At 37.8% G+C, this 25,017-nt stretch carries 23 protein-coding genes and 1 pseudogene; 21 read left to right on the forward strand and 3 right to left on the reverse strand.

All coding sequences use genetic code 11. The features are described from left to right. Positions 1 to 10: 10 nt before the first annotated feature. From V9G42_09280 to V9G42_09290, 3 genes are read right to left on the reverse strand one after another with little or no spacing between them, the layout of a single operon-like run. Positions 11 to 940 (reverse strand): EamA family transporter, encoded by a 930-nt coding sequence (locus V9G42_09280; protein ID MEI2759603.1) that lies wholly within the window; start codon positions 938 to 940, stop codon positions 11 to 13. Continuing rightward, entirely contained in the window at positions 879 to 2,168 is a 1,290-nt protein-coding gene (locus tag V9G42_09285) for a DEAD/DEAH box helicase (protein MEI2759604.1), read from the reverse strand. Before V9G42_09285 ends, V9G42_09280 begins: the two co-directional genes overlap by 62 nt. Then, on the reverse strand, positions 2,165 to 2,917 hold the full coding sequence (locus tag V9G42_09290) for a TerC family protein (GenBank protein MEI2759605.1): 753 nt from the start codon (positions 2,915 to 2,917) through the stop codon (positions 2,165 to 2,167). The genes V9G42_09285 and V9G42_09290 overlap by 4 nt, the downstream gene beginning before the upstream one ends. Before the next feature lie 237 nt (positions 2,918 to 3,154). On the opposite strand from V9G42_09290, the gene asnB reads away from it, so the two are divergent. The 21 genes and pseudogenes from asnB to V9G42_09395 all read left to right on the forward strand — a co-directional run bounded on the left by asnB (position 3,155) and on the right by V9G42_09395 (position 25,017). Beyond that, entirely contained in the window at positions 3,155 to 5,050 is a 1,896-nt protein-coding gene (gene asnB, locus V9G42_09295; protein ID MEI2759606.1) for an asparagine synthase (glutamine-hydrolyzing), read from the forward strand. Between the two features lie 2 nt (positions 5,051 to 5,052). Further along, positions 5,053 to 6,243, forward strand: a complete 1,191-nt coding sequence (locus V9G42_09300) for a glycosyltransferase (GenBank protein MEI2759607.1) — start codon at positions 5,053 to 5,055, stop codon at positions 6,241 to 6,243. 139 nt (positions 6,244 to 6,382) lie between these two features. Continuing rightward, positions 6,383 to 7,093, forward strand: a complete 711-nt coding sequence (locus tag V9G42_09305) for a polysaccharide biosynthesis/export family protein (GenBank protein MEI2759608.1) — start codon at positions 6,383 to 6,385, stop codon at positions 7,091 to 7,093. A gap of 6 nt (positions 7,094 to 7,099) precedes the next feature. Next, entirely contained in the window at positions 7,100 to 9,532 is a 2,433-nt protein-coding gene (locus V9G42_09310) for a polysaccharide biosynthesis tyrosine autokinase (GenBank protein MEI2759609.1), read from the forward strand. A 6-nt stretch (positions 9,533 to 9,538) separates the two neighbouring features. Next, positions 9,539 to 10,081 carry a dTDP-4-dehydrorhamnose 3,5-epimerase gene (rfbC, locus tag V9G42_09315; protein MEI2759610.1) on the forward strand — a complete coding sequence of 181 codons (543 nt, stop codon included), beginning with the start codon at positions 9,539 to 9,541 and terminating at the stop codon, positions 10,079 to 10,081. Positions 10,082 to 10,180: 99 nt separating this feature from the next. Beyond that, positions 10,181 to 11,317 (forward strand): MraY family glycosyltransferase, encoded by a 1,137-nt coding sequence (locus tag V9G42_09320; protein ID MEI2759611.1) that lies wholly within the window; start codon positions 10,181 to 10,183, stop codon positions 11,315 to 11,317. A 67-nt stretch (positions 11,318 to 11,384) separates the two neighbouring features. Continuing rightward, positions 11,385 to 11,993 (forward strand): rhomboid family intramembrane serine protease, encoded by a 609-nt coding sequence (locus V9G42_09325; protein MEI2759612.1) that lies wholly within the window; start codon positions 11,385 to 11,387, stop codon positions 11,991 to 11,993. Next, positions 11,993 to 12,505: an HAD-IIIA family hydrolase gene (locus V9G42_09330; GenBank protein MEI2759613.1), complete on the forward strand. Its 513-nt coding sequence runs from the start codon at positions 11,993 to 11,995 to the stop codon at positions 12,503 to 12,505. Before V9G42_09325 ends, V9G42_09330 begins: the two co-directional genes overlap by 1 nt. Further along, complete coding sequence (locus tag V9G42_09335; protein ID MEI2759614.1) at positions 12,486 to 13,316, forward strand: aminotransferase class IV; 831 nt, start codon at positions 12,486 to 12,488, stop codon at positions 13,314 to 13,316. Before V9G42_09330 ends, V9G42_09335 begins: the two co-directional genes overlap by 20 nt. Then, positions 13,316 to 14,719, forward strand: coding sequence for a tRNA uridine-5-carboxymethylaminomethyl(34) synthesis GTPase MnmE (gene mnmE, locus V9G42_09340; protein MEI2759615.1), 1,404 nt, complete (start codon positions 13,316 to 13,318; stop codon positions 14,717 to 14,719). Before V9G42_09335 ends, mnmE begins: the two co-directional genes overlap by 1 nt. 22 nt (positions 14,720 to 14,741) lie before the next feature. Beyond that, the gene (locus tag V9G42_09345) at positions 14,742 to 15,287 is read left to right on the forward strand and encodes a helix-turn-helix domain-containing protein (protein MEI2759616.1); all 546 of its coding nucleotides are present in this window, start codon (positions 14,742 to 14,744) and stop codon (positions 15,285 to 15,287) included. Beyond that, positions 15,284 to 16,390, forward strand: a complete 1,107-nt coding sequence (locus V9G42_09350; protein MEI2759617.1) for a site-specific integrase — start codon at positions 15,284 to 15,286, stop codon at positions 16,388 to 16,390. Before V9G42_09345 ends, V9G42_09350 begins: the two co-directional genes overlap by 4 nt. A gap of 2 nt (positions 16,391 to 16,392) precedes the next feature. Further along, positions 16,393 to 17,049 (forward strand): hypothetical protein, encoded by a 657-nt coding sequence (locus tag V9G42_09355; protein ID MEI2759618.1) that lies wholly within the window; start codon positions 16,393 to 16,395, stop codon positions 17,047 to 17,049. Next, on the forward strand, positions 17,024 to 17,461 hold the full coding sequence (locus V9G42_09360; GenBank protein ID MEI2759619.1) for a DUF6617 family protein: 438 nt from the start codon (positions 17,024 to 17,026) through the stop codon (positions 17,459 to 17,461). Before V9G42_09355 ends, V9G42_09360 begins: the two co-directional genes overlap by 26 nt. A gap of 105 nt (positions 17,462 to 17,566) precedes the next feature. After that, the gene (locus V9G42_09365) at positions 17,567 to 17,872 is read left to right on the forward strand and encodes a helix-turn-helix domain-containing protein (protein ID MEI2759620.1); all 306 of its coding nucleotides are present in this window, start codon (positions 17,567 to 17,569) and stop codon (positions 17,870 to 17,872) included. 30 nt (positions 17,873 to 17,902) lie between these two features. Beyond that, a complete protein-coding gene (locus V9G42_09370) occupies positions 17,903 to 20,167 on the forward strand; it encodes a DUF3987 domain-containing protein (GenBank protein ID MEI2759621.1) in 2,265 nt (754 codons plus the stop codon). A 176-nt stretch (positions 20,168 to 20,343) separates the two neighbouring features. Further along, positions 20,344 to 20,802 carry a mobile mystery protein A gene (locus tag V9G42_09375; protein ID MEI2759622.1) on the forward strand — a complete coding sequence of 153 codons (459 nt, stop codon included), beginning with the start codon at positions 20,344 to 20,346 and terminating at the stop codon, positions 20,800 to 20,802. Further along, complete coding sequence (locus V9G42_09380; protein MEI2759623.1) at positions 20,793 to 21,389, forward strand: mobile mystery protein B; 597 nt, start codon at positions 20,793 to 20,795, stop codon at positions 21,387 to 21,389. Before V9G42_09375 ends, V9G42_09380 begins: the two co-directional genes overlap by 10 nt. 188 nt (positions 21,390 to 21,577) lie before the next feature. Beyond that, on the forward strand, positions 21,578 to 21,877 hold the full coding sequence (locus V9G42_09385; GenBank protein ID MEI2759624.1) for a helix-turn-helix transcriptional regulator: 300 nt from the start codon (positions 21,578 to 21,580) through the stop codon (positions 21,875 to 21,877). Beyond that, a pseudogene (locus tag V9G42_09390) lies at positions 21,877 to 23,725 on the forward strand (class I SAM-dependent DNA methyltransferase). Before V9G42_09385 ends, V9G42_09390 begins: the two are co-directional and overlap by 1 nt. Next, entirely contained in the window at positions 23,722 to 25,017 is a 1,296-nt protein-coding gene (locus V9G42_09395) for a restriction endonuclease subunit S (GenBank protein MEI2759625.1), read from the forward strand. Before V9G42_09390 ends, V9G42_09395 begins: the two are co-directional and overlap by 4 nt.

Consider the following 25,017-nt stretch of genomic DNA (forward strand, 5'->3'; position numbering starts at 1 on the left):
TTAGAAATTTTCAAACTCTTTTCTGATAATTGGTTAAGTAAATGCCGGTTAGAATTACAAATAGTGCTAAGAGATAAAACATGTTAAATGTCTCATTGTCGTAAAGCCCCCAAAGTACAGCAACAAATGGAATCAGATAAGTGACAGAAGAAGCATAAAGTGCAGAAGAAATTCTGATTAAATGATTGAATAAAACTGTTGAAATTACAGTACTCATTATTGCAAGCAAAGCAATATAAAAAAAACTGTTCCATGCCAAGGGCTCTGTGTGAAAACGCGAAACAAAATCAGTCGAAAAAAGATAGATGCCACTCGGTATTCCTGCAAAAAGCAATGCTGCACCCGTAAGTGTAATAGCATTTATTGATGCTAATTTATTTCTGAGAATATTAACACTAAAAGCATAACAAACTGTAGCGATAAGAACATAAACACCTTTCCATGGTTCTGTACTTTGTGTATCTTCAGTGTTGAGCCAAATCAGTGAGGCTGCTCCTGCAAATCCAATAATCACTCCCCAAAAGTGTCTTTTATTAAATTGCGTTGCAAAAAATATACTTCCCACCACAAGTGTAAACATTGAAGTTAAAGAGTTTAACATTCCTGCCATAGAACCACTGATGCCAGTTTCTGCATGGGTAAACAAATAGGCCGGAATTCCATTCCCTAATAGCCCTGTAGCCATTACAAATAGCCAAAGCTGTTTGGGTATATCCTTTAAGTGTGATGCAATAAATGGCAGCATCACCATACATGAAATAAACATTCTTATTGCTGCAACCTGATTGGCAGAAAAACTAACCAACCCACGTTTCATTAAAATAAAAGAACTTCCCCACATAGATGCAAGTACCAGTAAGTAAACCCAACGCATTACTTTACTTCCTGCCTGCATGTCTGCCTTTCTTGCCTGATTTGCTTTTTCGCTCGTGAAAGGCACCTTTAAATTCCGGATTATCTTTTCGTTTCTGACGGTCAATTTCCATCTCACGAAGTTTAATTTCTTCTTTTCCGGGCTGTACCTGTTCAACAGATTCCGGCATGTTCAGTCGTTTAATTGAAATACCGGCAAGTTTTTGAATTTTCTTTATGTGCCACTCATCTTGAGGCTCAACAAACGTTACCGAAAAACCTGATGCAAATGCGCGTCCGGTACGTCCAATACGGTGAATGTAATCTTCGTAAACTAAGGGCACATCAAAATTGATTACATGAGAAACGCCAGGCACATCAATACCCCTTGCGGCCACGTCAGTAGCTATAAGTATTCTAATTTGTTCTTCTCTGAACCTGTTTATTGCATTAACTCTTGTCTGTTGCGTTTTGTCACCATGCAAAACATTAATTCCATCTGTTTCATAGTTTGCCTGCAGGACTTCGGCAACTCTGTTAGCGTTCTTTTTCGATTTGCAAAAAATTATTAATTTATTAAAAATTTCTTTGTCTGAAAGCAAATGATTCAGCAGATTCAATTTTGTCTGAAAACTGATTACGGTATATAAATACTGTTCAACTTTTGCTGCGGTTTTAACTTGTGGAACAACATCAATAAAAACCGGAAACTCCATAAAGTCATCTGATATTTTTTTTACCCTGTCAGAAAATGTTGCAGAAAACAGCATGTTTTGCCTTTTACGTGGCAGCACTTCAAGTAAACTGTAAATCTGACCTGTAAAACCAAAATCCAGAAGTCTTTCAGCTTCGTCCATTACAAAGTGTTTTACCTTTTTCAAAATCAGATGACCCGAAAGATAAAGTTCCATAGCTTGTGCAGGCGTGGCAACAACAATATCGCAACCTGCTTCGAGTTTTTTCTTTTGATCAGAAAAACCTTTGCCGCCATAAATAGTCACAATTCTAAGGTCAATATATTTGCCCATTAGACTTGCAACCGACCCAATTTGAATGACCAACTCACGTGTGGGAGCAAGGATGAGAGCTCGCGGTTCATTGCCTTGTGCATAATTTAGAATGCGAAGTAAAGGAAGAATAAATGCAGCTGTTTTGCCTGTACCGGTTTGAGCTATGCCAATTATATTCTGACCAGAAAGCGCAGAAGGAATTACCTTTTGCTGAATTTCTGTAGGCGTTTCATAACCTAATTCTCCAATTGCATTTAATAACTGGCGGTTTAGTTTCAATGATTCAAAACCGATTGAAGCACTCATTTTGGCTGGTCAACCTTTTTGCGATGGCTCAGGCTACGCATTCTGATGTTGAGCATCTCTACCAACAACGAAAAGCCTAATGCCACATAAACATAACTCTTGTCAAAGTGAATATGTAAGGCTTCAACTACTAATATAACACCTATGACAACTAAAAATGCCAAAGCAAGCATCTTTAATGTTGGATATTTATTGATAAAGTCACTCACATAAGGAGCAAAGGCAATCATCACCAGCATAGCACCTATTACAGCACCAACCATTATTACAATCTGATTAGAAAGACCAACAGCAGTAATTATAGAATCGAATGAAAACACAACATCTATAACCATTATTTGAAAAATAGCCTGCATCATCGTCATCTTACGACCCGGGTTGCCGGTCTGATGCGTTTCGGCATCTTTAAATTTATGGTAAATTTCTTTTATGGTTTTAATAATTAAAAACACACCTCCTGCAAATAAAATAATATCGCGCCCGCTAACACCAAAACTTCCAATGAAAAACAGAGGGTTAATCATTCTTGCAATCCAGGAAATGGTGAACAATAGTCCGATTCTGAAAACTAAAGCCAACAATAAACCGATAATTCTTGCACGGCTTTGTTCTTTACGATCGGGAATGTAACCGCAGATTATTGCAATAAAAATAATGTTATCAATACCTAACACTATCTCCATAAAAAGTAGCGTTAGCAAACTGACAAGTCCATCAGCTGACATTAGAGGTTGAAAAAATTCTTGCATATATATTTAGAAGGTTGCAAAAGTATAAATTGACTATCACAGTTATTCGATAAAACATCTGTTTCAGCAAAATTTAATAAAAAAGATATTCTTGATATCTAAAATAGGTACGTTAACCAAGTTGTGATTTAATATAACCAGTCATTTTCAAAGACTATTCTAATTTTTGTACGTTTTAAAAATTCGTTTTTATCTGAAATAACATTACTTTGCAAAGTTTTAATACAATAAACCTTCATGTGCGGTATTGCCGGGATTGCATCATTTACTAAAAGTGCTAAAGATTTTCAGCAGCATTTGATTTCTGCATCATCATGTCTTCGACTGCGAGGCCCGGACAATGAAGGCTTTTTTATTGATAATGATGTTGCATTAGCACATAGACGACTGTCTGTTATTGACACATCTACAGCAGCAAGTCAGCCTTTTACTGATGCATCAGGGCGTTATACCATAATTTATAATGGAGAGTTCTTTAATTTTCGTCAGTACAGACAGCAATTGGAGTCGGAAGGAATAAGGTTTGTCTCCGATAGTGATACAGAAGTGCTTTTGCAGTTGTATATCCGCCATGGCATTAAATTCCTACAGTCTGTTAATGGCTTTTTTGCTTTTTGTATTTACGACAGTCTTGAAAAGACTATTCTTTTAGCCCGAGACCGAATGGGTGTTAAGCCACTAATTTATTATTGTGATAAAGATAAATTTATTTTCGCTTCAGAACTCAAAGCGTTAATGCAGTTTCCGATAGAACGAAATATTGATCACCAATCGCTATACCATTATTTCCAATTCAACTATGTTCCTGACCCCTGGACGATTTATAGCCATGTAAATAAGGTTAGTCCGGGGCATTTTATTCTTATTGACCTGAAGAAAAGTACTGTCGTTGAAGAAACTTGTTATTATTCAATACCTGAGACTGAGATGTTGGATATGCCAGACTATCAAGCAGCACAATCGCAACTTAAAAAGTTAATGGCAGATGCTGTAGAATTACGATTGGTAAGCGATGTACCATTAGGATGCTTTTTAAGTGGTGGAATAGATTCATCTGTAATAACTGCATTAGCTGCACAGAAAGTTAATAAGCTCAATACATTTTCTATAGGATTTAAGGATGAACCTTTTTTTGATGAAACTGCATTTGCATTAAAGGTTGCAGAAATGCATAACACCTCACACCATGTTTTTAAGCTCACCAACAGTGAACTTTTTGAAAATCTTGAGGAAATATTAAGGTATATAGACGAGCCTTTTGCAGATTCTTCTGCTATTGCAGTTTTCATTCTTAGTAAATATACCCGCAAGCATGTAACAGTAGCACTGTCTGGCGATGGTGCAGATGAAATGTTTGGAGGCTATCAAAAACACAGAGCAGAATGGCTTATCAGAAACAAACCCGGATTGACACCAATTGTGAAAATAGCAGCTGCATTATTACCCTCCAAATTCAGTTCAAGAGAGAGTCTTATAAAAAACAAAATCAGGCAGATACATCGTTTTGCTGAAGGTGTTACTCTAAGTAATAAAGAGCGTTATTTACGTTGGTGTTCCTTTACGAGTGCCAGCTATTTAAATGAACTCATCATAAAACCATTTGACAATGAAATAAAAAACAGGAATCATCATTTGTCGGCATCTGTTAAACAACAAATATCATTGAATGATGTGCTGTTAAGCGATATGAAACTTGTTTTAACAGGAGATATGTTACGGAAAGTTGACAGTATGAGTATGGCCAATAGTCTTGAGGTGCGTTCACCATTTTTGGATTATAGGGTAGTTGATTTTGCATTTTCACTAACTGACAGATATAAAATAGACAGAAAATCACAAAAGAAGCTGGTTAAAGATGCATTCAGATCACTCTTGCCGGAAGAAATTTATCATCGCAGTAAAAGAGGTTTTGAAGTGCCGTTAATTAAATGGTTTCAGACAGAACTTAGTAGTAAAATTGAATTTCTCTTAGGCGAAGAAATGATACAAAGTCAAGGATTATTTAATCTAAATGCCATTAAACAATTGAGGCATGATATAATGAACAATCCTTCCGGGGAGTCTCAGGCAAAAATGTGGGCATTGATAGTATTTCAGAATTGGTGGCTAACCCATCATTTAAAATCCAACTGATTATGCCACGTGTACTACGCATCATAAACAGACTCAATCTTGGTGGCATCACATACAATGTTACTTATCTTACCAAGTTTATGCAACCGGAGTTTGAAACCATACTCGTTTCCGGGGTTAAAACCGAAGACGAAGAAAGTTCAGAGTTTATATTAGATCAGTATGGGATAAAGCCTAATTATATCAGGGAAATGAAGCGTGAAATAAATTTTTCATCAGATCGCAAGGCATATAATGAGCTTAAATCATTAATACAGAAATTTAGACCTGATATTGTTCATACGCATGCTGCAAAGGCAGGAACACTGGGTCGTTTGGCTGCATTTTCTTGTAATGTTCCTGTGGTGGTGCATACTTTTCACGGTCATGTTTTTCATTCTTATTTCAGTCCATTAAAAACAAAATTATTTATTGGAATAGAACGTTATTTGGCTAAAAAAAGTTCTGCTATTGTTACCATTAGCGAATTACAAAAACATGAAATCTGCAATGTTTTTAAAGTGAGTGCACCTGAAAAAACACATATTATCCCTTTAGGTTTTGATCTTAGCAGGTTTCGAGAAAATACCGGGGATAAACGAAGTGCTTTCAGGCAGATGTATAAGATTCCTGATGATGTTATTGCAATAGGGATTATCGGAAGGTTTGCTGCCATAAAAAATCATTCGTTCTTTCTTGAAGCGATGCAATCAGTTATCAATAGAACATCACAAAAGGTAATAGCTGTTTTGATAGGTGATGGTGAAGAACGCGAATCTATTTTAGAAAGTTGCCGTAAACTGAACATGCCATTTGCAAAAGATGCTTCAAACTCTGAAACAAAGGTTGTATTAACATCCTGGATAAAGGATATTGATAGGGCTTTAGCAGGCTTGGATATAGTAGCATTGACTTCGCATAATGAAGGTACACCGGTTAGCTTGATTGAAGCACAGGCTGCCGGCAAAGCAGTTATTAGTACCAGAGTAGGAGGCGTAGAAAATGTAGTTGCTGAAGGGCAGACAGGTTTTCTATGTAACAAAGACGATATGCAATCGTTTGTAAATCAACTCTTACAACTTGTTGAAGATAAGATGTTAAGAAATAAAATGGCTGATAACGGCTGGGACCATGTTAGAAATAAATTTCATTATACCCGATTGGTTAGTGATATGAAAAACCTTTATAATGAATTGCTTTCTGCCAAAAGATAGCTATATTACTTTACTAAAAAGTTTACTTTTGCACTGCGAAAAAAAACACCATCCAAATAAAATGAAGAATATCGGAAAATTATTGTTAGTCTTAATGTTCGGAAGCCTTTTGACAGGCTGTACTATCAATTCCAGCATTATGTTTAAGACTCAAAAGGACTTCATCAGCCAACCTGACAGGACAATTGGAAATATAGAATATAAAATTGCGCCAAATGACATTCTAAGCTGTAGTGTTTATACCAATGATGGTATTAAATTGATTGACCTTACAGCAAACTCAAATTCACTTAATGAATCTTCGAATTTAAGTACAGCAATGAATGGTTCAAATCAATATACTGTGGATATTGACGGATTTGTTAAGCTGCCCATTATTGGAAAAGTTAAAATACAAAATTTAACAACTCGTGAGGCAGAAAAGCTTCTTGAAGAACAATATGCAACCTACTACAACAAACCTTTTGTAATTGTAAAAGTGTTAAACAGAAGGGTATTGGTGTTTCCTGGAGAGGGTGGTGCAGGAAAGGTGGTAACATTAACCAACGAAAATACCACACTTATTGAAGGACTTGCTCTTGCCGGAGGTATCTCTCAAAACGGAATTGCAAAAAGAATTAAGTTAATAAGAGGCGATACAAGAAACCCACAAGTAACCATCATTAACTTGTCAACCATTGAGGGTATGAAAGAGTCTAACCTTTTGTTGCAGGCAAATGATATTATTTATGTGGAGCCAAGAAAAAGAATTTCACAGGGAATATTGTCTGAACTTGCACCAATCGTAGCCATCTTTAGTGGCATTGCAAGTATATTTATTGCATATGACGTAATTAAAAGAAATCAATAATCGCTGATGCCTAAAAAACAAATAACCCCTCTAAACGAGGAATTTGATTTTAAGCTTTTTGTAACCATTGCACAACGTAATGTTGAGTGGTTTTTAATGTTCATGACACTTTCCGTAATCATTTGGTATGTCATTGTCCGCTACACAGCACCTATGTTTGAATCGTCAGCATTGATGAAGTTAAACACTGATAATAACGTAACAAAGGCACTCAATATCACTCGTGATATCTATCAGGAACAGAATAATGAAGTAGCAGGCAATCTTGAACTAATTCGATCAAGTATAATCGTCAGTAAAGCAATAGCCACTTTACCTGTGAGAGTTACCTACATCTCTAAAGGCACATTGCTTGAGAATGAAATGTATAAATCGAGCCCGTTTGAAGTCGAATTTTTAGTAAAAGATTCGCTTTGGATGGACCGACCTTTTTACGTACAATTTAACAATGAGAAATCGTTGGTATTATCTTATGTCCCCGTTGGTGAAAAAGATCAGATTGATGAGGAATATCAAAACGGAAAATGGATTCATTTAAAAGGGATATCAATAAAGATAAATATAATTAACTATCAGAGTATCTTAAGGCATCAGTCACAACTTAAAAAGAATACTTTTAAGTTTATCATTAACTCTGAAAAAGCACTCATTAAAGATTTTAGCTCGAAGCTTTCAGTCATCCTGGCAAACCCTGATGCTAAAACCATCAATATAAAAGTCAAAGAAAAAAATGCAACTAAAGCAGCTGACATATCTAATGCTATCAGTCAGGAATTTTTGAAGTTTGATGTTTTAAGAAGCCGTGAAGCAACCGATCGCATTCTTGATTTTATTGATACTACTCTATATAGAGTCAATAACGATTTGTCTGAGTCTGAAATAAACTTGGAGAGATTTAAAAGTCACAATCGTATAATCACTCCTGAGTTGCTTGCAACTGATTTAAGTAGTAAGATGAGTCAGATAGAACTCAGATTAACAGACTATTCTTTGAATCTTCTGGCTATTACAGAGCTTAAGAAAACAATAGAGAGTGAGAAAAAAGTTGATGAAAAAATGCTCAGCTTAACGGGAATTTACAAAACAGATGAGATTAAAGAAGTATTAAACAACCTGAATGTATTGCTTGATAAGAGAGAAGAAGCGTTAATACAGGTTACTGATAAAGCAGAGTATGTTAAGATGCTTAATGGGCGAATACAACGTCTGAAAGATTATTTTTTACAATCAATAACATATGAGGAGTCAGGAATTAAACAGAAAAAAGCCGAACTCGAATCGCAATATAAGAAACTGAACAGTAACTATCTTGGTATTCCGGAACAGCAAACAGAATTTGAGCGTTTGCAACGTATATTTAATGTCAATGAAAAGTTTTATTCATTATTGCTTGAAAAGAGAGCAGAGTTTTCAATAACACGTGCCGGCTTTGTTTCAAAGAATATTATACTTGAGGCCGCACGTCCAGCACCTGCACCATATTATCCAAACAAAAGCCTTATTCTTAGTTCATGTATTATGATTGGGTTTGTTGCCAGTTTTTTATTGATATTTATCAAATATCTGTTTTATAATCAAATTGGGTCACTAGAAGAAATTGCACAATATACAGATGCGCCATTATTGGGAATTGTGCCACGTTACAAAAGAGAAATTCCAATCTCACAATTGTTGGTTGATAAGAGTCCAAAATCAGTAATTGCTGAAGCATTTCGTTCTATTCGAACAAATCTTCAATTTATCAATAACGATGAAAAGCCACAACTGATGGCATTAACCTCAACTATTTCCGGAGAAGGAAAAACATTTAATGCAATCAATCTGGCAGGTGTTATTTCATTTTCAGGAAAGAGAGTTATTATTCTCGATTTAGATATGCGTAAACCTAAAATCCACCTTGGGTTTAATGTCGAGAACAACAGAGGAATGAGCACCATACTTATTGGAAAGGACACCATAGAAAACTGTATTAACCACAGTGCGCTTGACAATCTTGATTTTATCACAGCTGGCCCCATACCACCTAATCCTTCGGAGTTGATTATTAGCCCTAAAATGGATGAGTTGCTTGAGTATTTGAAAGTGCGTTACGATGTGATTATTGCAGATACACCTCCTGTTGGTGTGGTTAGCGATGGAATTCCTATGATTCAGAAAGCAGATTTCCCTATTTACATTCTTCGTGCTAATTACAGCCGTAAAATGTTTATTCATAACATCAATAAAATTATCTCCGAGAATAAAGTGCCTCGACTTTCAGTTGTTTTAAATAGTGTTGATCAAACCAAATTAAAGTATGGTTATGGTTATGGTTATGGGTATGGGTACGGATATGGCTACGGATACAGTTATGGCTATGGCTATGGCTATTATTCCGAAGATGATAAAAAACCAACCGGCTTTTGGAGCAGAATTATTAGTTTTTTTATAAGGAAATAAGCTTAAATGAAAATTATTAAAACTGCCTTAAACGGCATTTGTATTATCAAGGCTGATGTATTTTCAGATGAACGGGGATATTTTTTAGAATCCTATCATAAAGAGAAATTAAAGAACCTTGGCATTGAAGCCGAATTTTATCAGGACAATTTTTCATTGTCTGCAAAGAATGTACTTCGTGGATTGCATTTTCAAAATCCACCATTTGAACAGGGTAAACTGATAAAGGTAATTTCCGGAGTAGTTTTAGATGTTGTAGTTGACATTCGAAAATCGTCTGCTACATACGGAAAGAATTTTACCATTGAACTGAATGCAGAAGATCATCTGATGATGTGGATTCCACCGGGTTTTGCTCATGGATTTGTTTCATTAGTAGAAAACACACTATTTTATTATAAATGCTCTAAACCATATAATAAAGACTCAGAAGCCGGAATAATCTATAATGACCCCACTTTGAATATTAATTGGAGTGTAAATCAGCCGGTTTTATCGGAAAAAGATAGAATTTTACCAAATTTTAGTAATGCAACTATTTTGTTTTAAATTTCAATATTATATTTTTGCTCTAATTAAGTACAACAATAACCCCACCAACTCATCTCATGCAGGCGTAGCTCGAAGCGTTGGTTTAATACAAACAAAATGAAAGACATTGTAAACCACAACTATCATTTATTTATTTATGCCGTTTTATTTTTAGGATCACTGGCATTTTCATTTTTGATTAACTCATTATTCTTGCGTTTCTTTTTTACTTTAGGAATGCGTAATACTAATGACGGAACAGTAATTCGATGGGGCTCTATGTCCAAACCTGCCGTAGGCGGGTTGTCGTTCTACATTGTGTTTTTGCTATCATTGGCAACATACTCGGTTTTTTTTAATAATAATGATGCATTATACAACTCTCAATTTATGGGTTTTATCATGGCAATGGCAATAGGTTTTTTGATTGGACTTGCTGATGATGCGTATAATACTAAACCTGTACTGAAATTTCTTGCACAGGTATCATGTGCTTTTAGTTTTATTTTTACCGGTACCTATATTGATCTTTTCGATAACATGATTCTTAATTATCTTTTAACAATTTTTTGGGTTGTTGGAATCATGAACTCTATTAACATGCTCGATAATATGGATGGTATTACATCAACTGTTAGTTTGGGAGTAATAATTTCTGCAGTTGTAGTCATTACAATGAGTAACGATATCAATAACCTTTATCTGGCTTCAATAATCGGGCTTTCAGCAGGGCTGTTAGGTTTTTTATATTTTAACTGGCATCCTTCAAAAATGTATATGGGCGATACGGGTAGTCAGTTTCTGGGAGTATTTCTTGCTGGCATAGGTGTTATGTTTTTCTGGAACAATCCATATCATATCACAGAGTCACTCTCCATTAAAAAAATTCTTACAGTAGCCATCGCATTTTTACTTCCTTTAGTTGATACCACAGTAGTAGTTGTAAACAGAATAAGTAAAGGTAAAAGTCCATTTATAGGTGGTAAAGACCATACAACTCATAGTTTAGCCTATTTGGGATTGAAAGATAATCAGGTTACCTGGGTGTATGCTGTAATATCATTGATTTCTATCATTCTAGTTTATGTACTAAACTTTCTGATAACCACTTGGGATATTTTATATACAGTCATATTTGCCGGATATTTTCTTATCGTATTGGCTGTATTTTTTTATACAACATCACGCATCAGAGTTACATCAAAGAAACCTGTGGAGGCAACACCTGCATACTCAACCACACACTATAATTAATTTAGTACTTTTTTTATCTAATAGAAGGAATTGTTATATTCTGTAATTTTATGGCGTTACAGATTTCATGACAATTTACATCATCATTGCCAACGTTTTATTGAGTTTGGTTTGTTTTAGAAACAATGAATTGTTGTCTAAAATGATATTTAATCCATTTATGGTATCACAACATAAACAATGGTATCGTTTTATTACTTCAGGATTTGTCCATGCAGATTTTTTGCATCTCTTTCTGAACATGTTTGTGTTATATAGTTTTGGCCCCATTGTTGAAAATCATTTTACACTCATTAATGGTGAAAGCGGTTCAATATTGTTCCTGATTTATTATTTAATAGGATTGGTAGTTTCAATATTACCAACATATTTTCGTAACAAAGACAATCAATTTTACAACAGCCTAGGTGCATCCGGGAGTGTATCTGCTGTCCTTTTTAGTTTTATTTTGTTTTTCCCTCTACAGAAAATTTATCTCTATGGTTTGTTAGGTATTCCTGGAATTCTTGCCGGTGTAGGTTATTTATGGTTGTCAAGTTATATGGATAAAAAAGGTGGTGATAATATCAATCACAATGCGCATTTCTGGGGTGCTGTATATGGATTTGTCTTTCCAATAACATTTGCACCGGGATTAATACTCTCTTTCTTTGATCAGCTAACAGGTATGTTCTGATGATTCGTTTAAACAAAGCAATCTTCTTTGACCGTGATGGAGTAATCAATGACAATTCACTTTATTATACGTATAAAACGGCAGATGTAGTTTTTAATGATGGCATCTTTGAAGCTATGAAATTATTTCAGGATAATGATTATTTGATTTTTATAGTCACAAATCAAAGCGGTATAGCAAAGTGTGTTTATACTCATAATGATGTACTTGAGGTACATCAATTCATGTCAGATGAATTTAAAAAAAGAAACATAGCCATAACTAATTTTTACTACTGCCCGCACTTTCCTGAACAGAGTAAATGTATCTGTCGTAAGCCCGATAGCTTGTTATTGGAAAAAGCTATTGCGAGGTACAAGATTGATAAGAATTGTGCTCATTTTATTGGTGATATGGAAACAGACATGATGGCTGCAAATAAAGCAGGTGTAAAAGGTCATCTTATTGAATCAAATAGTAATATTGTTGAATTAGCAAGAAAAATTTGTCAATATGAAGTGGGCATATTATAATGGGCAATGGGTTGATGTATCAATGCCCGTACTACACTTAAATAACAGAGGATTTATTTATGGAGATGGCCTTTTTGAATCCATTCGCTGTAGCAGAGGTAAAGCAAATTTTTTATCACTACATGTTGAACGCTTACTTGCGGGGATAGCCGTGTTGAATCTTAAATGTGATTTTATAACGGAAGACTTTTTACATGAGATTATTTTAGAATGTAATCAAAAAAATAATTTTAGAACTGGCAGTAAACTACGTTTGGTGATTACACGAAATTCAGGTGGAACATACTTGCCTGAACAGAACAATGCTTCCCTATGTTTACTCCCGTCTGCTGAAGTAGAATCTGAATATATTGCTACTGAGAATTTTGTTGAAATAGGAGTTTACAGAGAACAGCAAAAGCCAATTAACAAACTTTCAGGATTCAAAAACTGTAATAGCCTTCTTTATGTTTTAGCATCAATATACACGCAAGAAATGCGACTTGATGACAGCTTGATTTTAAATAGTAAAAACAAGCTTTGTGAAGCAACATCATCTAATGTGTTTTGGCTGAAAGATAATCGGGTTTATACAACATCATTATCTTCTGGCTGTGTGAATGGTGTAATGCGAAGAGTAATAATTCAAATTACCAATGCAACTGAACAGGAAATTTCAATTGAACAATTGGTTGATGTTGATGAAATATTTCTTACCAATACAGGTTCAGGTATCAGATCGGTTAATAAAATGTCAGGTAAAGTATTTAGAACTGATTATGGACTGGAACTTACCGATAAACTTAACAAGTTTATTAAAGAACAAATATGATTTTACAAACTGACACAATTTGTGCTTTAATTACACCACCCGGTCGGGGTGCTATTGGTGTTATCCGAATTTCAGGAACAAAAACTTTTGAAATTATTTCCAAAATTTTTATGCCTGCAAGAAAAAATATTTCAACCTCCGAATTCGAGCATCAACATATTTATTTTGGAAAAATAGTTGACCAAAAAGACATAATAGATGAAGTCCTTGTTTCCATATTTAAAGCTCCGGCAACATACACCGGAGAAGATGTTGCAGAATTAAGTTGCCATGGGTCAGGTTACATCAGACAAAGAATTTTGCAGCTGATAATGCAGTCAGGTGCAGTAATGGCAAAGCCAGGTGAATTTACCATGCGTGCATACCTGAATGGGAAAATGGATCTTGCACAAGCAGAGGCCGTAGCCGATATTATTGCTGCCGAGAATAGCATTTCTCATCATGCAGCCATGCAACAAATGCGAGGGGGTTATTCTGATGAAATAAAGTCACTTCGCGATCAATTAGTAAAGTTTGCAGCACTCATTGAACTTGAGCTTGATTTCAGCGAGGAAGATGTTGAGTTTGCCAGCCGTGATGAATTAAAGGCGCTTGTTTTAAGTGTAAAGCATAAAATAAAACACCTGCTAAAAAGCTATGAATTGGGCAATATATTGAAAAATGGTGTGCCTGTTGTGATTGCCGGAAAGCCAAATGTAGGTAAGTCAACTTTATTAAATTCACTACTCAATGAGGAGCGTGCAATTGTAAGTGATATTGCCGGTACAACCCGCGACACAATTGAAGAAGAGTTGAATGTTGATGGAATACGTTTTAGATTTATTGACACTGCAGGTATTCGTAAAACTGATGATGCAGTAGAAAGCATTGGTGTAAAAAGAACATATGCTAAAGCAAGTGAAGCAAAAATTATTTTATATCTCTTTGACCCAATGGAGTCATCACCGGCAGATTTGCAAAATGAAATTTCACAATTGCAATTTGAACTTGAACTTTCCGGCAAGGATATGAAGAAAATATTTTTGCTTATCGCAAATAAGTCAGATACATTAAACTCAAACTTTGATTTACACAGTTATGATAAATGTGGGGAAGTAATTTTAATTTCAGCAAAGCATAAATCAAACCTCAATTTATTGAAAGAGACATTAATTGCGCTTTCAGGAATTGATGGTGTTGCATTGAACGAGTCAGTTGTTACCAATGCAAGGCATGCAGTTTCATTGACGCAGGCAGGATATGCTTTGGATTTATTTCTTAAAGGAGTGGAAGATGGTATTAGTAATGATTTACTTTCGACACATATCAGAGATGCTATTTATGCATTAGGTGAGATAACGGGGCAAGTGTCAACAGAAGACTTGTTGGATTACATCTTTAGTCAATTTTGTATCGGAAAGTAACTATCTTTCCTTTGTTTCATAAATGCTTGTTTTTATTGGGTTTAAGCTGATTTATCTTTCTTTTATTTGTTGCCCAACTCCACTTTTTTACCTATATTTGTTGCCTGATTGTTGCCCAGATTTGTTGCCCACAAATCAGGCAACACTCGGGAGAGAACATGCTACATACAGCTACAAGCTGCTACATGTAGCAACAACAGGCAACAAAATGAGCAGCAACATTCGTCTACAAAAAACTTGTCAGCACTGCGGTAACCGGTTTACCGCCAAGACTACTGTTACACAGTTTTGCTCAGATACCTGTGCCAAGAGAGCATACAAACAACGGAAGCGGGATGAAAAAATTGAAGTGGCCATCAAGGAAGAAACCGAGAAAGCCATGTACAACCCTGCCATTTCCCAAAAGGAATTTCTAACCGTAGATGAAGCCTGCCAGTTAATCAACGCCAGCCGATGGACCATTTACAGGCTCATCGACAAAGGCGAACTAAAAGCAGGAAAGTTGGGCAGAAGTACCCGTATCCCCCGAACAGCTATCAACGAACTATTCAAATTAACTGAAGCATGACAGTAACTTTAAGACAACGCAAAAAGGGCGATAAAATCAGCCTGTATCTTGATTACTATGGTGATGGTAAAAGAGACTATGAGTATTTGCAATTATACATCATACCCGAGCCGGAGAAAGGCAAGCTCACCAAAGAGCAGAAGGAAGAGAACCGTAAAACAATGATCCTGGCAGAAGCCATCCGGTCAAAAAGATTGCTCCAGATAAAGAATGAAGAATATGGCTTTCGGGATACCGATAAAGCCAAAGGCAGTTTCATTGCCTACTTTGAAAGGCTAACCGAGAAAAGAAAAGGCAGCGAGGGTAATTGGGGCAATTGGGATAGTGTGCTGAAACACTTGAAGAAGTTTGCCAAGAACGGTGCATCATTTAAAGACATTGATAAAAACTGGCTGGAAGATTTTAAAACCTATCTCATATCCGAAGCCAAGAGTAAAACCAATAAACACCTTTCGCAAAATTCACAGTCCTCCTATTTCAGCAAGGTAACCGCAGCTTTGAAGGAAGCAGTAAAAGAAGGCATCATACAAACCAATCCGGCAAACCAGGTGGAGGGCATCAGGTCAGATGATCCTGATAGAGAGTTTCTCACTTTGGAAGAATTACAGGCAGCAGCAAAAGTGGAGTGTGAAATGCCGGTGCTCAAAAATGCTTTCATCTTTTCTGCATTGAGTGGTTTGCGTTGGTCGGATATTGAAAAGTTAGTTTGGTCAGAAGTGCAGCACTCCGAGCAGTCCGGGTATTACATCCGTTTCAGGCAGAAGAAAACAAAGGGAGCAGAAACATTGCCCATTTCAGAACAAGCCTTTTCGCTATTAGGCGAAAGAAGAAAGCAGGATGATAAAGTATTTGAAGGATTGTATTACAGTGCCTGGCATAACTTAAAACTCCGTGAATGGGTAATGAAAGCAGGTATCACCAAGCACATCACTTTTCACTGTGCAAGGCACACCTACGCCACTTTACAAATTACATTGGGAACAGATATTTACACGGTTTCAAAACTCTTAGGTCACAGGCATTTAAAAACAACCGAAATTTACGCTAAGGTAATTGACCATAAAAAACAGGAGGCAGCCAATAAAATTAAATTAGACTTATAGCGATGGAAGTAAAAGTATTAGACAGCATCATGCACGGAGTATTGAAGCCGTGGAAATTAGACACCACCAACACAAGGCGGTTCACTGAATTGGTGAAAGCTGCAAAAGCAGCTTCACCCAGTACCAATGCAGAGTTGCTTTCGCAACTCACAGCATTGTTGGTTGATTACCCTTCGCTTCAAAAAATAGTGGCGGATGAAACCATAGGCAACACAGCATTGCAGCAGCTTTTATACAAAACCGATTTGCCAAAGTATAAAGATGCCGTTACCCACTTTTATTATTTCGTAATCACAGCAGAAACACTTCGTGTTTTCAATGCAGTATTGCAGCAAGCTGCAAACTGGACAGAGTTAGTTGATATTCGCTATCAGGTTGGCAAGACCCTTACCAATGTGAGAGTATTAGCCAAGCAGGTTACCACAGAATTAAATGAGCAGGGTTTTACAACGGTTCCTGATGCACAAAGCAGCGTTGTTCACTTCGCTTTGTATTACTTAAAACATAGCCTCATTCAGCTTTATTTCAGCATACAGGAACAGTTCAAGGCAAGCCTTTCACAAACAACAACCATTGAAGATTTTTATGTGTTGGATTTGGAAGAACCATTGTCCACCGTTCTGCAATTAGAGTATGTTAGGACCGCCAGCAGCAGATGAAAAAGGCAGCACCGAATACAACGGCAACCAGGAAGCAATTCACTTTGGTTTCAAGGATGATATTGCAAAGCTCACAACGGTAGTAAATCAGTTGTGCCATCAAATAGAATTACTGAATGATGATGTTACCAGTGCTGATGAATTGATAAAGGCATTAACAGCAAAAAGCATATTACCCGGTGCAGTTAAAATTCAATTAGGCTGCGAAACAAAACACTTCCGTTATTGCATTGATAAGTTTACACCTTACTTCAATAGCCTGTCATTGTCGAACATTGAAAAGTCAAAAATCTTCTATTCCAAAAAGGATACACTGATAACTGCAAACAACCTTTCAGCAAGTGGTTCAAAGAACAAAATTGAACCAAAGGAAAAGGCAAACATTGACAAGATTTTTAAACATCTGCAATAAAAAACATTAAGATTATTCAGTAATGTGAGTAAGGGATTAACCCCTTAACCATTGCCCCTCTTGCATTTAAGAGGTTTGTGCCATCATTCATTAAAATAAAAAAAGATGGCACACGAAGAATTAATCTTAGACAAGCTCACCGAAATCGCTAACAAGCTGGATGAGCAAAACCTGTTACAAAAAACAGTACTGAACTTTAATGAGGCTTGCAAATATTTAGATGTAAGCCCATCGCATTTGTACAAACTCACCAGTACAAAGCACATTCCCCATTTCTGTCCTCAGGGCAAAAAACTCTACTTCAAACGGGAGGAGTTGGATACCTGGTTACAACGTAACCGCAAATCAGCAGCAGATGAAATTGATCAGATGGCTGCCGATTATGTTATCCGCAACAAACGCAAGAAGTAGGATTTTTTTATTAACTGAAAGAACAGAACAATGGCATCAAGTACCATATTTAAAAATTTCACCGTGCCGGTGGAAAAGAAATCATTGCTTTTAATAGCCAATGATATTGCCTCCGGCAAATACAAAGCGGAGGTTGAAGAAATCAGGGCATTGCTGGAACAAGGCAAAACGGAAGAAGCTGCCAATAAGAAAAAGCAATTGTTGGCCTTCACTCCATCCGCAGTATTCAGCGAGAAAAGGCAAATGCCTTTCCTTGAAATGTACAGCGGCTTTGTACATCTTGATTTTGACAAGCTGACACCGGAACAGTTGGATGCAGCTTTCAAAGTCATTGCTGAAATCCCTTACACCTTCTTATGCTTTATCAGCCCAAGCGGTAACGGCCTTAAAGTGTTCATTGAGGTGAATACTGAAATTGAACACCACGACATTGCCTATTTGCAGGTGCAGAAGCATTACGAAGAAGCAACAGGTTTAAAAGCAGACCCAAGCTGCAAAGACATTACAAGGCTTTGCTTTATGAGTTATCACCCTGGGCTGTTTAAGAACATCCGTAACGAAAAGTTCAAAGTACAGTTACCCGAAATCTTCACCCAACCGGATGCGCAGCCAAAAGCACAGCCGGTAATCCCACCAGTTCAGGAAGAACCCGAAGAGGATCTGAACATCGCTTTTATTTTCAATCAACAAATTCAATTTACCAATCAAAAAACACAATACACCGATGGAAACAGGAACAATTATATTTATCGGCTTGCTTCTAATTGCAACAGAGCTGGTTTATCGCAGTCCGATACTGAACTTTTATGTACGCAACATTTTGACCTACCTGAAAGAGAAATTAAAGAGGCGGTAAAAAGTGCATACACCCACCATTCAGGCGAGTTTGCAAAGTTTGCAAACACTGCAAAGTTGCAACCTGCAAAGCAGTTGCAGCCATTGCCCGAAGAAGACCCTTTGGAAGATTATTTAAAAACCACTCCCACCATTCCCGATGCAGTGTATGATGCTTTGCCACTATTGCTAAAGGATGGTGCAAGGGCATTTACCGACAAACGAAAACGGGATGTTTTCTTTACTGGTGCAATCTCTATCATCAGCGGATGTTTGCCCAATGTTACAGGGGTGTATTTTCAGGAAAGAGTATATCCGCATCTGTACACTTTCATTATTGCCCCGGCAGCAAGTGGCAAAGGGGTGTTGAAAAACGCCAAACGATTGGCCGACAAATACCATCAAAAGATATTGCAGCAAAGCAGGGATGCTCAAAAGATACACGACAACGAAATGTCCGATTTCAAACAGTTGGAACGCAGCCGCAAAAAAGGTGAACCAAGTCCCGAAAAGCCAAAAGCACCACCGTTTAAAATCATTTTCATTCCTGCCGATTGCAGCAAGGCAAGGATGATAGAACATTTGAAAGCCAACGATGGCCAGGGCATTATTTGCGAAACCGAAGCCGATACCATGAGTGGGGCAAAAAAGCAGGATTGGGGCGATTACTCTACCATCCTCAGGGCAGCCTTCCATCACGAAACAGTTTCCAGTACCCGTAAAACCGATAACCAGTACGATGAAATCAATGAACCCCGTTTGGCAGTGGCCTTGTCAGGCACACCGGCACAGGCTCCCCGTTTGCTTTCCTCCGCAGAGGATGGCCTGTTCAGCCGTTTCCTGTTCTATGCCTATAAAAACTGCATTGAGTGGCAAGACCCTTCACCCAAAAGCAATGGCGTGGTGTACAACGATCACTTTGAAGCCCTTTCTGTGCAGGTCTTGGAACTGATTAGCCTGCTGGAACTTTCCCCTACCACCGTTGAATTAACCGAAGAGCAATGGCAACGCATCAATACCGATTTTCCTGTAATGCTTTCAGAAGTGGTAACCTTTACCAGCGAAGATGCTGCCGGAGTGGTGTACCGCTTGGGCTTGATATTTTTTAGGCTCTGCATGATATTTTCAGCCCTCCGAAAGTTTGAGAATGGTGAAATGTCCTCCACCATCATTTGCACCGATGAAGATTTTAATACCGTTATGCAGATAGTACAAACCTACTTAGACCACAGCCTCCTTATGTTCAACAACCTGCCCAAGCAGAACGAACCCATGCAGTTCCAGTCTGGCGATGGCAAACGCAGGTTTTTTGAGGCTTTGCCACAAGAGTTCACCCGTAAAGAAGCCACCGAAATAGGCACAAAATTCAAACTATCAGCCCGTACAGTGGACGATGTGCTGAAATCCGCCACCGGTGTTTCCCTTACCAGAATAAAGGCAGGACACTACCAAAGAATTTAAAAAACGGATAAAATCGCTATCAATCAACTGTTTAAACTGTATAGGTAGCCAGCTTTGTAAAGCTATAACTTTACCAAATGCTAAATAAAGTAAAGTAATAACTTTACTATCTACTTGTAATTGTCAAGTATTAGCTTTACTTTTGCCCTGTCAAAGTCAATATATAACTTTACTTTATGGGCAAGAAATCACTTCAATTGCAACAGCTAAACAGCAAAATGCTGGGCTTTGCTTCACTCAAGCAGGTAGCCATTCCACCCACCGGTTGGATAAAAGCCATCCGCACCGCCATTGGCATGTCTATGCAGCAATTAGGCAACAAGCTGAATGTTTCCAAGCAGGGAATACTGGATATAGAAAAGCGGGAAAAAGACGGGTCCATCACCATCAAATCGCTGAAAGAAATAGCCCGGGCATTGGATATGCAATTGGTATATGGCTTTGTTCCAAATGATGGATCATTGGACGCATTAATTGAAAAGAGGGCCACCGAACTGGCCACCAAAATTGTATTGCGTACTTCTAATACCATGAAGCTCGAAGACCAGGGCAATACCAACAAGCGTATTGAAAAGGCCATCAAAGAAAGAGCTGAAGAAATTAAAAACGAAATGCCTAAAATTTTATGGGATTAGATTTAGACTACATAGATGGACAAACCCCCTTAGACGAAGAAGAAAAAGATGGCCTGCTTATTCCAACCATTGCCACCCGTGGCGAATTAGACGAGTTTGAGCAACAGAATATTGAACAGGCAGTACAATGGACATTAGGGCGTTCCTTTAAGCCGGAGGTGCTTTTTACCGAAGACTTTATCCGCACAGTACATAAGCGGATGTATGCCGATGTATGGGCATGGGCAGGTGAGTTCCGGAAAACCAACAAGAACATTGGGGTTGACAAATGGCAAATACCATCCGACCTTAAATACCTGCTGGATGATGCTAAGTATTGGCACGAAAACAATACCTACCCACCCGATGAAATTGCTGTAAGGTTCAAGCACCGCATTGTAAGTATTCATTGCTTTCCAAACGGCAACGGGCGGCATAGCCGGTTAATGGCCGATATTATCATCGAAAAAATATACAAACTGCCTGTTTTTAGTTGGGGGGCTGCCAATCTTTCCAGCGAAGGCGATACCCGAACAGCCTACCTTAAAGCTGTTAAAACTGCCGATAAAGGAGATTACAGTTTGCTGCTGGCTTTCGCCAGGTCATAAGGGATAGCGACAATTCATTTCATATACATTCAAAAGCCTCCTTCGGGGGCTTTTTTCTTGCCATTGCCTTTGCAACCATTACCCTCTTTGCAGACTTTGCAAGGTTTGCAACTTTGCCAATTTTGTTAGTAATACTTTTCTTTTGTTTTCTTATATTTGCCAATATTTGACAAGTCAATATTAAAACGATGAAAAGTCAATTTGGTGAGAGAGTCAGGACACTCAGAGAGAAGCAGCATTTATATCTGCGGCAGGTTGCACCATTGCTTGAAATGGACACGGCTCAACTGAGTAAAATTGAAAAAGGGTTGCGGCAACTCAAACGGGAACAGATACCCATAATTGCCGATATACTCAAAGCCAGTAGCGATGAATTAATGACGCTATGGTTAGCCGACCAAATTTATGCAGTCGTAAAAGATGAGAAACTTGCGAATGAAGCCATGCAGGTAGCAGAGAAAAATATAAATAGAAAAAAACGTAAGTAATGACAGCAGACCAACTTAAAGAATTAGAGAACACCCTCTGGCAGGCAGCAGACAAGCTTCGTGTGGACAGTGGATTGAAGGCCAGTGAATATGCTACCCCTATTTTGGGTTTAATATTCCTGCGGTTTGCATCTATCCGTTATAACCGTATCAAGCCTGAAATTGAAGCCGAATTAAAAGCCCAGAAAGGCAGCCGTATGCAGCAAAGTGAATCAGAAATTGCGATTGCCAAATGTGGTTTTTATTTGCCAAAGGAAGCTCAATACGAATACTTGCTTGCATTGCCAGAAGAAGAGGACATTGCTAAGGCCATCAAACATGCAATGGAAGAAATTGAGAAGTATAAACCTGAACTACTCGACAGTCTTGCCCAAAGACGAATACTTTAAACTGTATTCGCCTGATGATAGAACATTGCCAAAATCGTTATTGAAAATATTTGCCAATATTCCTGAAGATGCCACCGGTGATGTGTTTGGTAAAGTGTATGAATATTTCCTGAGTGAGTTTGCATTGGCAGAAGGACAAGGTGGTGGTGAGTTCTTTACGCCAACTTCGGTGGTAAAACTGATGGTAGAAGTAATTGAACCCTATAAAGGAACCATCTTCGACCCGGCCTGTGGCAGTGCTGGTATGTTTGTGCAAAGCTCTTATTTCGTTGATAGAAGAAGAGAAGAATTGCATGATACCGATACCAAAGACTTGATGGTGTATGGTGCAGAACGAACACCGGAAACGGTGAAACTGGCCCGGATGAACATTGCAGTAAATGGTTTGCGTGGCGAAATAAAACCTGCCAATAGCTATTATGAAGACCCCTATAACAGCTACCAAAAGTTTGATTATGTGATGGCCAATCCTCCCTTCAATGTGGATGATGTAAACCTGGACAGGGTAAAGAACCAAACCCGTTTTAACGAATACGGCATACCGCAAAACAAAACCAAAAGTGCCGCCAAAAAGGGTAAGGAGAAAGATGTAAATACCGTACCCAATGCCAATTACCTCTGGATTAATCTTTTTGCTACTTCACTGAAACCCACAGGCAGAGCCGCTTTGGTAATGGCTAACAGTGCCAGCGATGCCCGTAATAGCGAAGCCGATATTAGAAAGAACCTGGTGAAAAGCGGTGTGATAGATGGGATGCTTACGCTACCCAAGAATATGTTTTACACCGTTACACTACCTGCTACACTTTGGTTTTTTGATAAAAGCAATGCAGGTACTGAGCATAAAATATTGTTTGTAGATGCCCGGAATACTTTCAGGCAGGTTACCCGTGCCTTGCGTGAATTTACCGAAGAGCATATACAAAACATTGCCACCATTTTCCGTTTGTTTCGTGGCGAAACCGACCGCCTCACTGCTTTATTGAATAAGTACAAAGCCCAGGCTGATGATTATGCCAATCAAGCAGCAGCTCAATTAAAAGTAGTGGAGCAACTCAAAAAAGAAAAGCCTGAAAATACAACTGATAGCAAGGCCGAAGAAAGAGACAGTAAGCGTTGGGAAAAACAAGTAGAAGAAGCCGAAAAGCTATACAAGGCTTTACACGATAAGCAAGTTTATTTTGAAGCACAAATAAAATGGCTGAACGAACGCTTCCCCAATGGTGTGTACGAAGATGTAACCGGCTTATGCAAGGCCGCAACTTTTGCTGAAATAGAAGAGCAAGACTGGAGCATGAACCCCGGCCGCTATGTCGGTGTGGTGATTGAGGAAGATGGTTTAACGGAGGAAGAGTTTTTATCAGAGATGAAGGAAAGGCATCAGTTATTTGCTCAACTAAATATGAAAGGAAAGGGTTTGGAAGAAACAATCGAAAATAATCTTATAAGTCTATCATGAGTTGGAAAGAATATACTATAGGTGAGTTGTGCATTAAGGTTACTGATGGGTCGCACTTTAGTCCAAAGGAATTAACCGAAGGTTATCCTATGTTTTCTGTTAAGGATATGACAGAAAATGGTTTCGATTATTCGGATGTGAAAAGAGTTTCTAAAGAAGACTATCTTAAACTTGAAAGAGGCGACTGTAAGCCAAAGAAAGGTGACGTCTTAATTGCGAAAGATGGGAGTTATTTAAAACATGTTTTTGTTTGCAAAGAAGAAAAAGAAGAAGCAATACTTTCCTCAATAGCTATTTTAAGACCGGATAAAAATAAAATCGAGGCCGAGTATTTCATGCATTTATTGCGAACTCCATCAGTAAAAGGGATGATGGAAAGTTTTGTTTCTGGATCAGCATTACCTCGAATAGTATTGAAGGATTTTAAAAAAATGAAGCTTTCAATACCAGAACCTAAAACCCAACAACATATCGCCTCCATCCTCTCTGCCTATGATGATTTAATAGAAGTAAACAACGATCGCATCAAACTGCTGGAAGAAACAGCCCGTGAGTTGTACAAAGAATGGTTTGTGCGGATGCGGTTTCCCGAATACAAAAAAGCAAAATTCAAGAAGGGAATACCAACTGATTGGCGAATTGAACCAATTGGAAAAATTATCGACTATCATATTGGCGGTGGCTGGGGTAATGACAATAAAGACAATCAATTTTCGGTTGCAGGTTATGTTATTAGAGGTACTGATATTCCTAAAGTAAGAGCAGGCCAAGCAAATCAGGATGTTTACCGTTTTCACAAAGCCTCCAACATGAAATCAAGAGAGCTTATTGAAGACGATATGGTTTTTGAAACTGCCGGAGGTAGTGAAGGGCAGCCATTAGGCCGCACTTGCTATATCACTCAGGAAATGTTGGATGCGTATGGCGACAAAGTAATGGCAGCAAGTTTCTGCAAACAAATTCGCACAACATGCATTCCTTCCCTCTACCTCTATTATTTTCTGAACTACCTATACGATACAGGAATGATTGAAGCCTATCAGGTACAATCAACTGGTATAAGCAACTATCAGTTTGAGCCTTTCTTAAAGTTTCAGCAAATCATTTTGCCAAAAGATGAATTGATGCAATCCTTTCATGATAAGGCGATACTCATGCAAAAACAAATTGCCATTTTAGGACAACAAAATACCCAACTCCGCCAAATCAGAGACAGGCTGTTGCCGAGATTGATTAGTGGCAAGTTGGAGGTGAAGGCGAATGGAATATTTACTGAACTAAAACAAAATTGA

Source organism: Bacteroidia bacterium (assembly GCA_037045145.1).
In the GTDB taxonomy this organism is placed as follows: Bacteria; Bacteroidota; Bacteroidia; order AKYH767-A; family OLB10; genus OLB10.

Bases quoted from the DNA above. Each gene is read 5' to 3' on its own strand.
- V9G42_09285 (MEI2759604.1), bottom strand. From the start codon at position 2,168: ATGAGTGCTTCAATCGGTTTTGAATCATTGAAACTAAACCGCCAGTTA.
- V9G42_09290 (MEI2759605.1), bottom strand. From the start codon at position 2,917: ATGCAAGAATTTTTTCAACCTCTAATGTCAGCTGATGGACTTGTCAGT.
- asnB (MEI2759606.1), top strand. From the start codon at position 3,155: ATGTGCGGTATTGCCGGGATTGCATCATTTACTAAAAGTGCTAAAGAT.
- V9G42_09300 (MEI2759607.1), top strand. From the start codon at position 5,053: ATGCCACGTGTACTACGCATCATAAACAGACTCAATCTTGGTGGCATC.
- V9G42_09305 (MEI2759608.1), top strand. From the start codon at position 6,383: ATGTTTAAGACTCAAAAGGACTTCATCAGCCAACCTGACAGGACAATT.
- V9G42_09310 (MEI2759609.1), top strand. From the start codon at position 7,100: ATGCCTAAAAAACAAATAACCCCTCTAAACGAGGAATTTGATTTTAAG.
- rfbC (MEI2759610.1), top strand. From the start codon at position 9,539: ATGAAAATTATTAAAACTGCCTTAAACGGCATTTGTATTATCAAGGCT.
- V9G42_09320 (MEI2759611.1), top strand. From the start codon at position 10,181: ATGAAAGACATTGTAAACCACAACTATCATTTATTTATTTATGCCGTT.
- V9G42_09325 (MEI2759612.1), top strand. From the start codon at position 11,385: ATGACAATTTACATCATCATTGCCAACGTTTTATTGAGTTTGGTTTGT.
- V9G42_09330 (MEI2759613.1), top strand. From the start codon at position 11,993: ATGATTCGTTTAAACAAAGCAATCTTCTTTGACCGTGATGGAGTAATC.
- V9G42_09335 (MEI2759614.1), top strand. From the start codon at position 12,486: ATGAAGTGGGCATATTATAATGGGCAATGGGTTGATGTATCAATGCCC.
- V9G42_09345 (MEI2759616.1), top strand. From the start codon at position 14,742: ATGCTTGTTTTTATTGGGTTTAAGCTGATTTATCTTTCTTTTATTTGT.
- V9G42_09350 (MEI2759617.1), top strand. From the start codon at position 15,284: ATGACAGTAACTTTAAGACAACGCAAAAAGGGCGATAAAATCAGCCTG.
- V9G42_09355 (MEI2759618.1), top strand. From the start codon at position 16,393: ATGGAAGTAAAAGTATTAGACAGCATCATGCACGGAGTATTGAAGCCG.
- V9G42_09360 (MEI2759619.1), top strand. From the start codon at position 17,024: ATGTTAGGACCGCCAGCAGCAGATGAAAAAGGCAGCACCGAATACAAC.
- V9G42_09365 (MEI2759620.1), top strand. From the start codon at position 17,567: ATGGCACACGAAGAATTAATCTTAGACAAGCTCACCGAAATCGCTAAC.
- V9G42_09370 (MEI2759621.1), top strand. From the start codon at position 17,903: ATGGCATCAAGTACCATATTTAAAAATTTCACCGTGCCGGTGGAAAAG.
- V9G42_09375 (MEI2759622.1), top strand. From the start codon at position 20,344: ATGGGCAAGAAATCACTTCAATTGCAACAGCTAAACAGCAAAATGCTG.
- V9G42_09380 (MEI2759623.1), top strand. From the start codon at position 20,793: ATGGGATTAGATTTAGACTACATAGATGGACAAACCCCCTTAGACGAA.
- V9G42_09385 (MEI2759624.1), top strand. From the start codon at position 21,578: ATGAAAAGTCAATTTGGTGAGAGAGTCAGGACACTCAGAGAGAAGCAG.
- V9G42_09395 (MEI2759625.1), top strand. From the start codon at position 23,722: ATGAGTTGGAAAGAATATACTATAGGTGAGTTGTGCATTAAGGTTACT.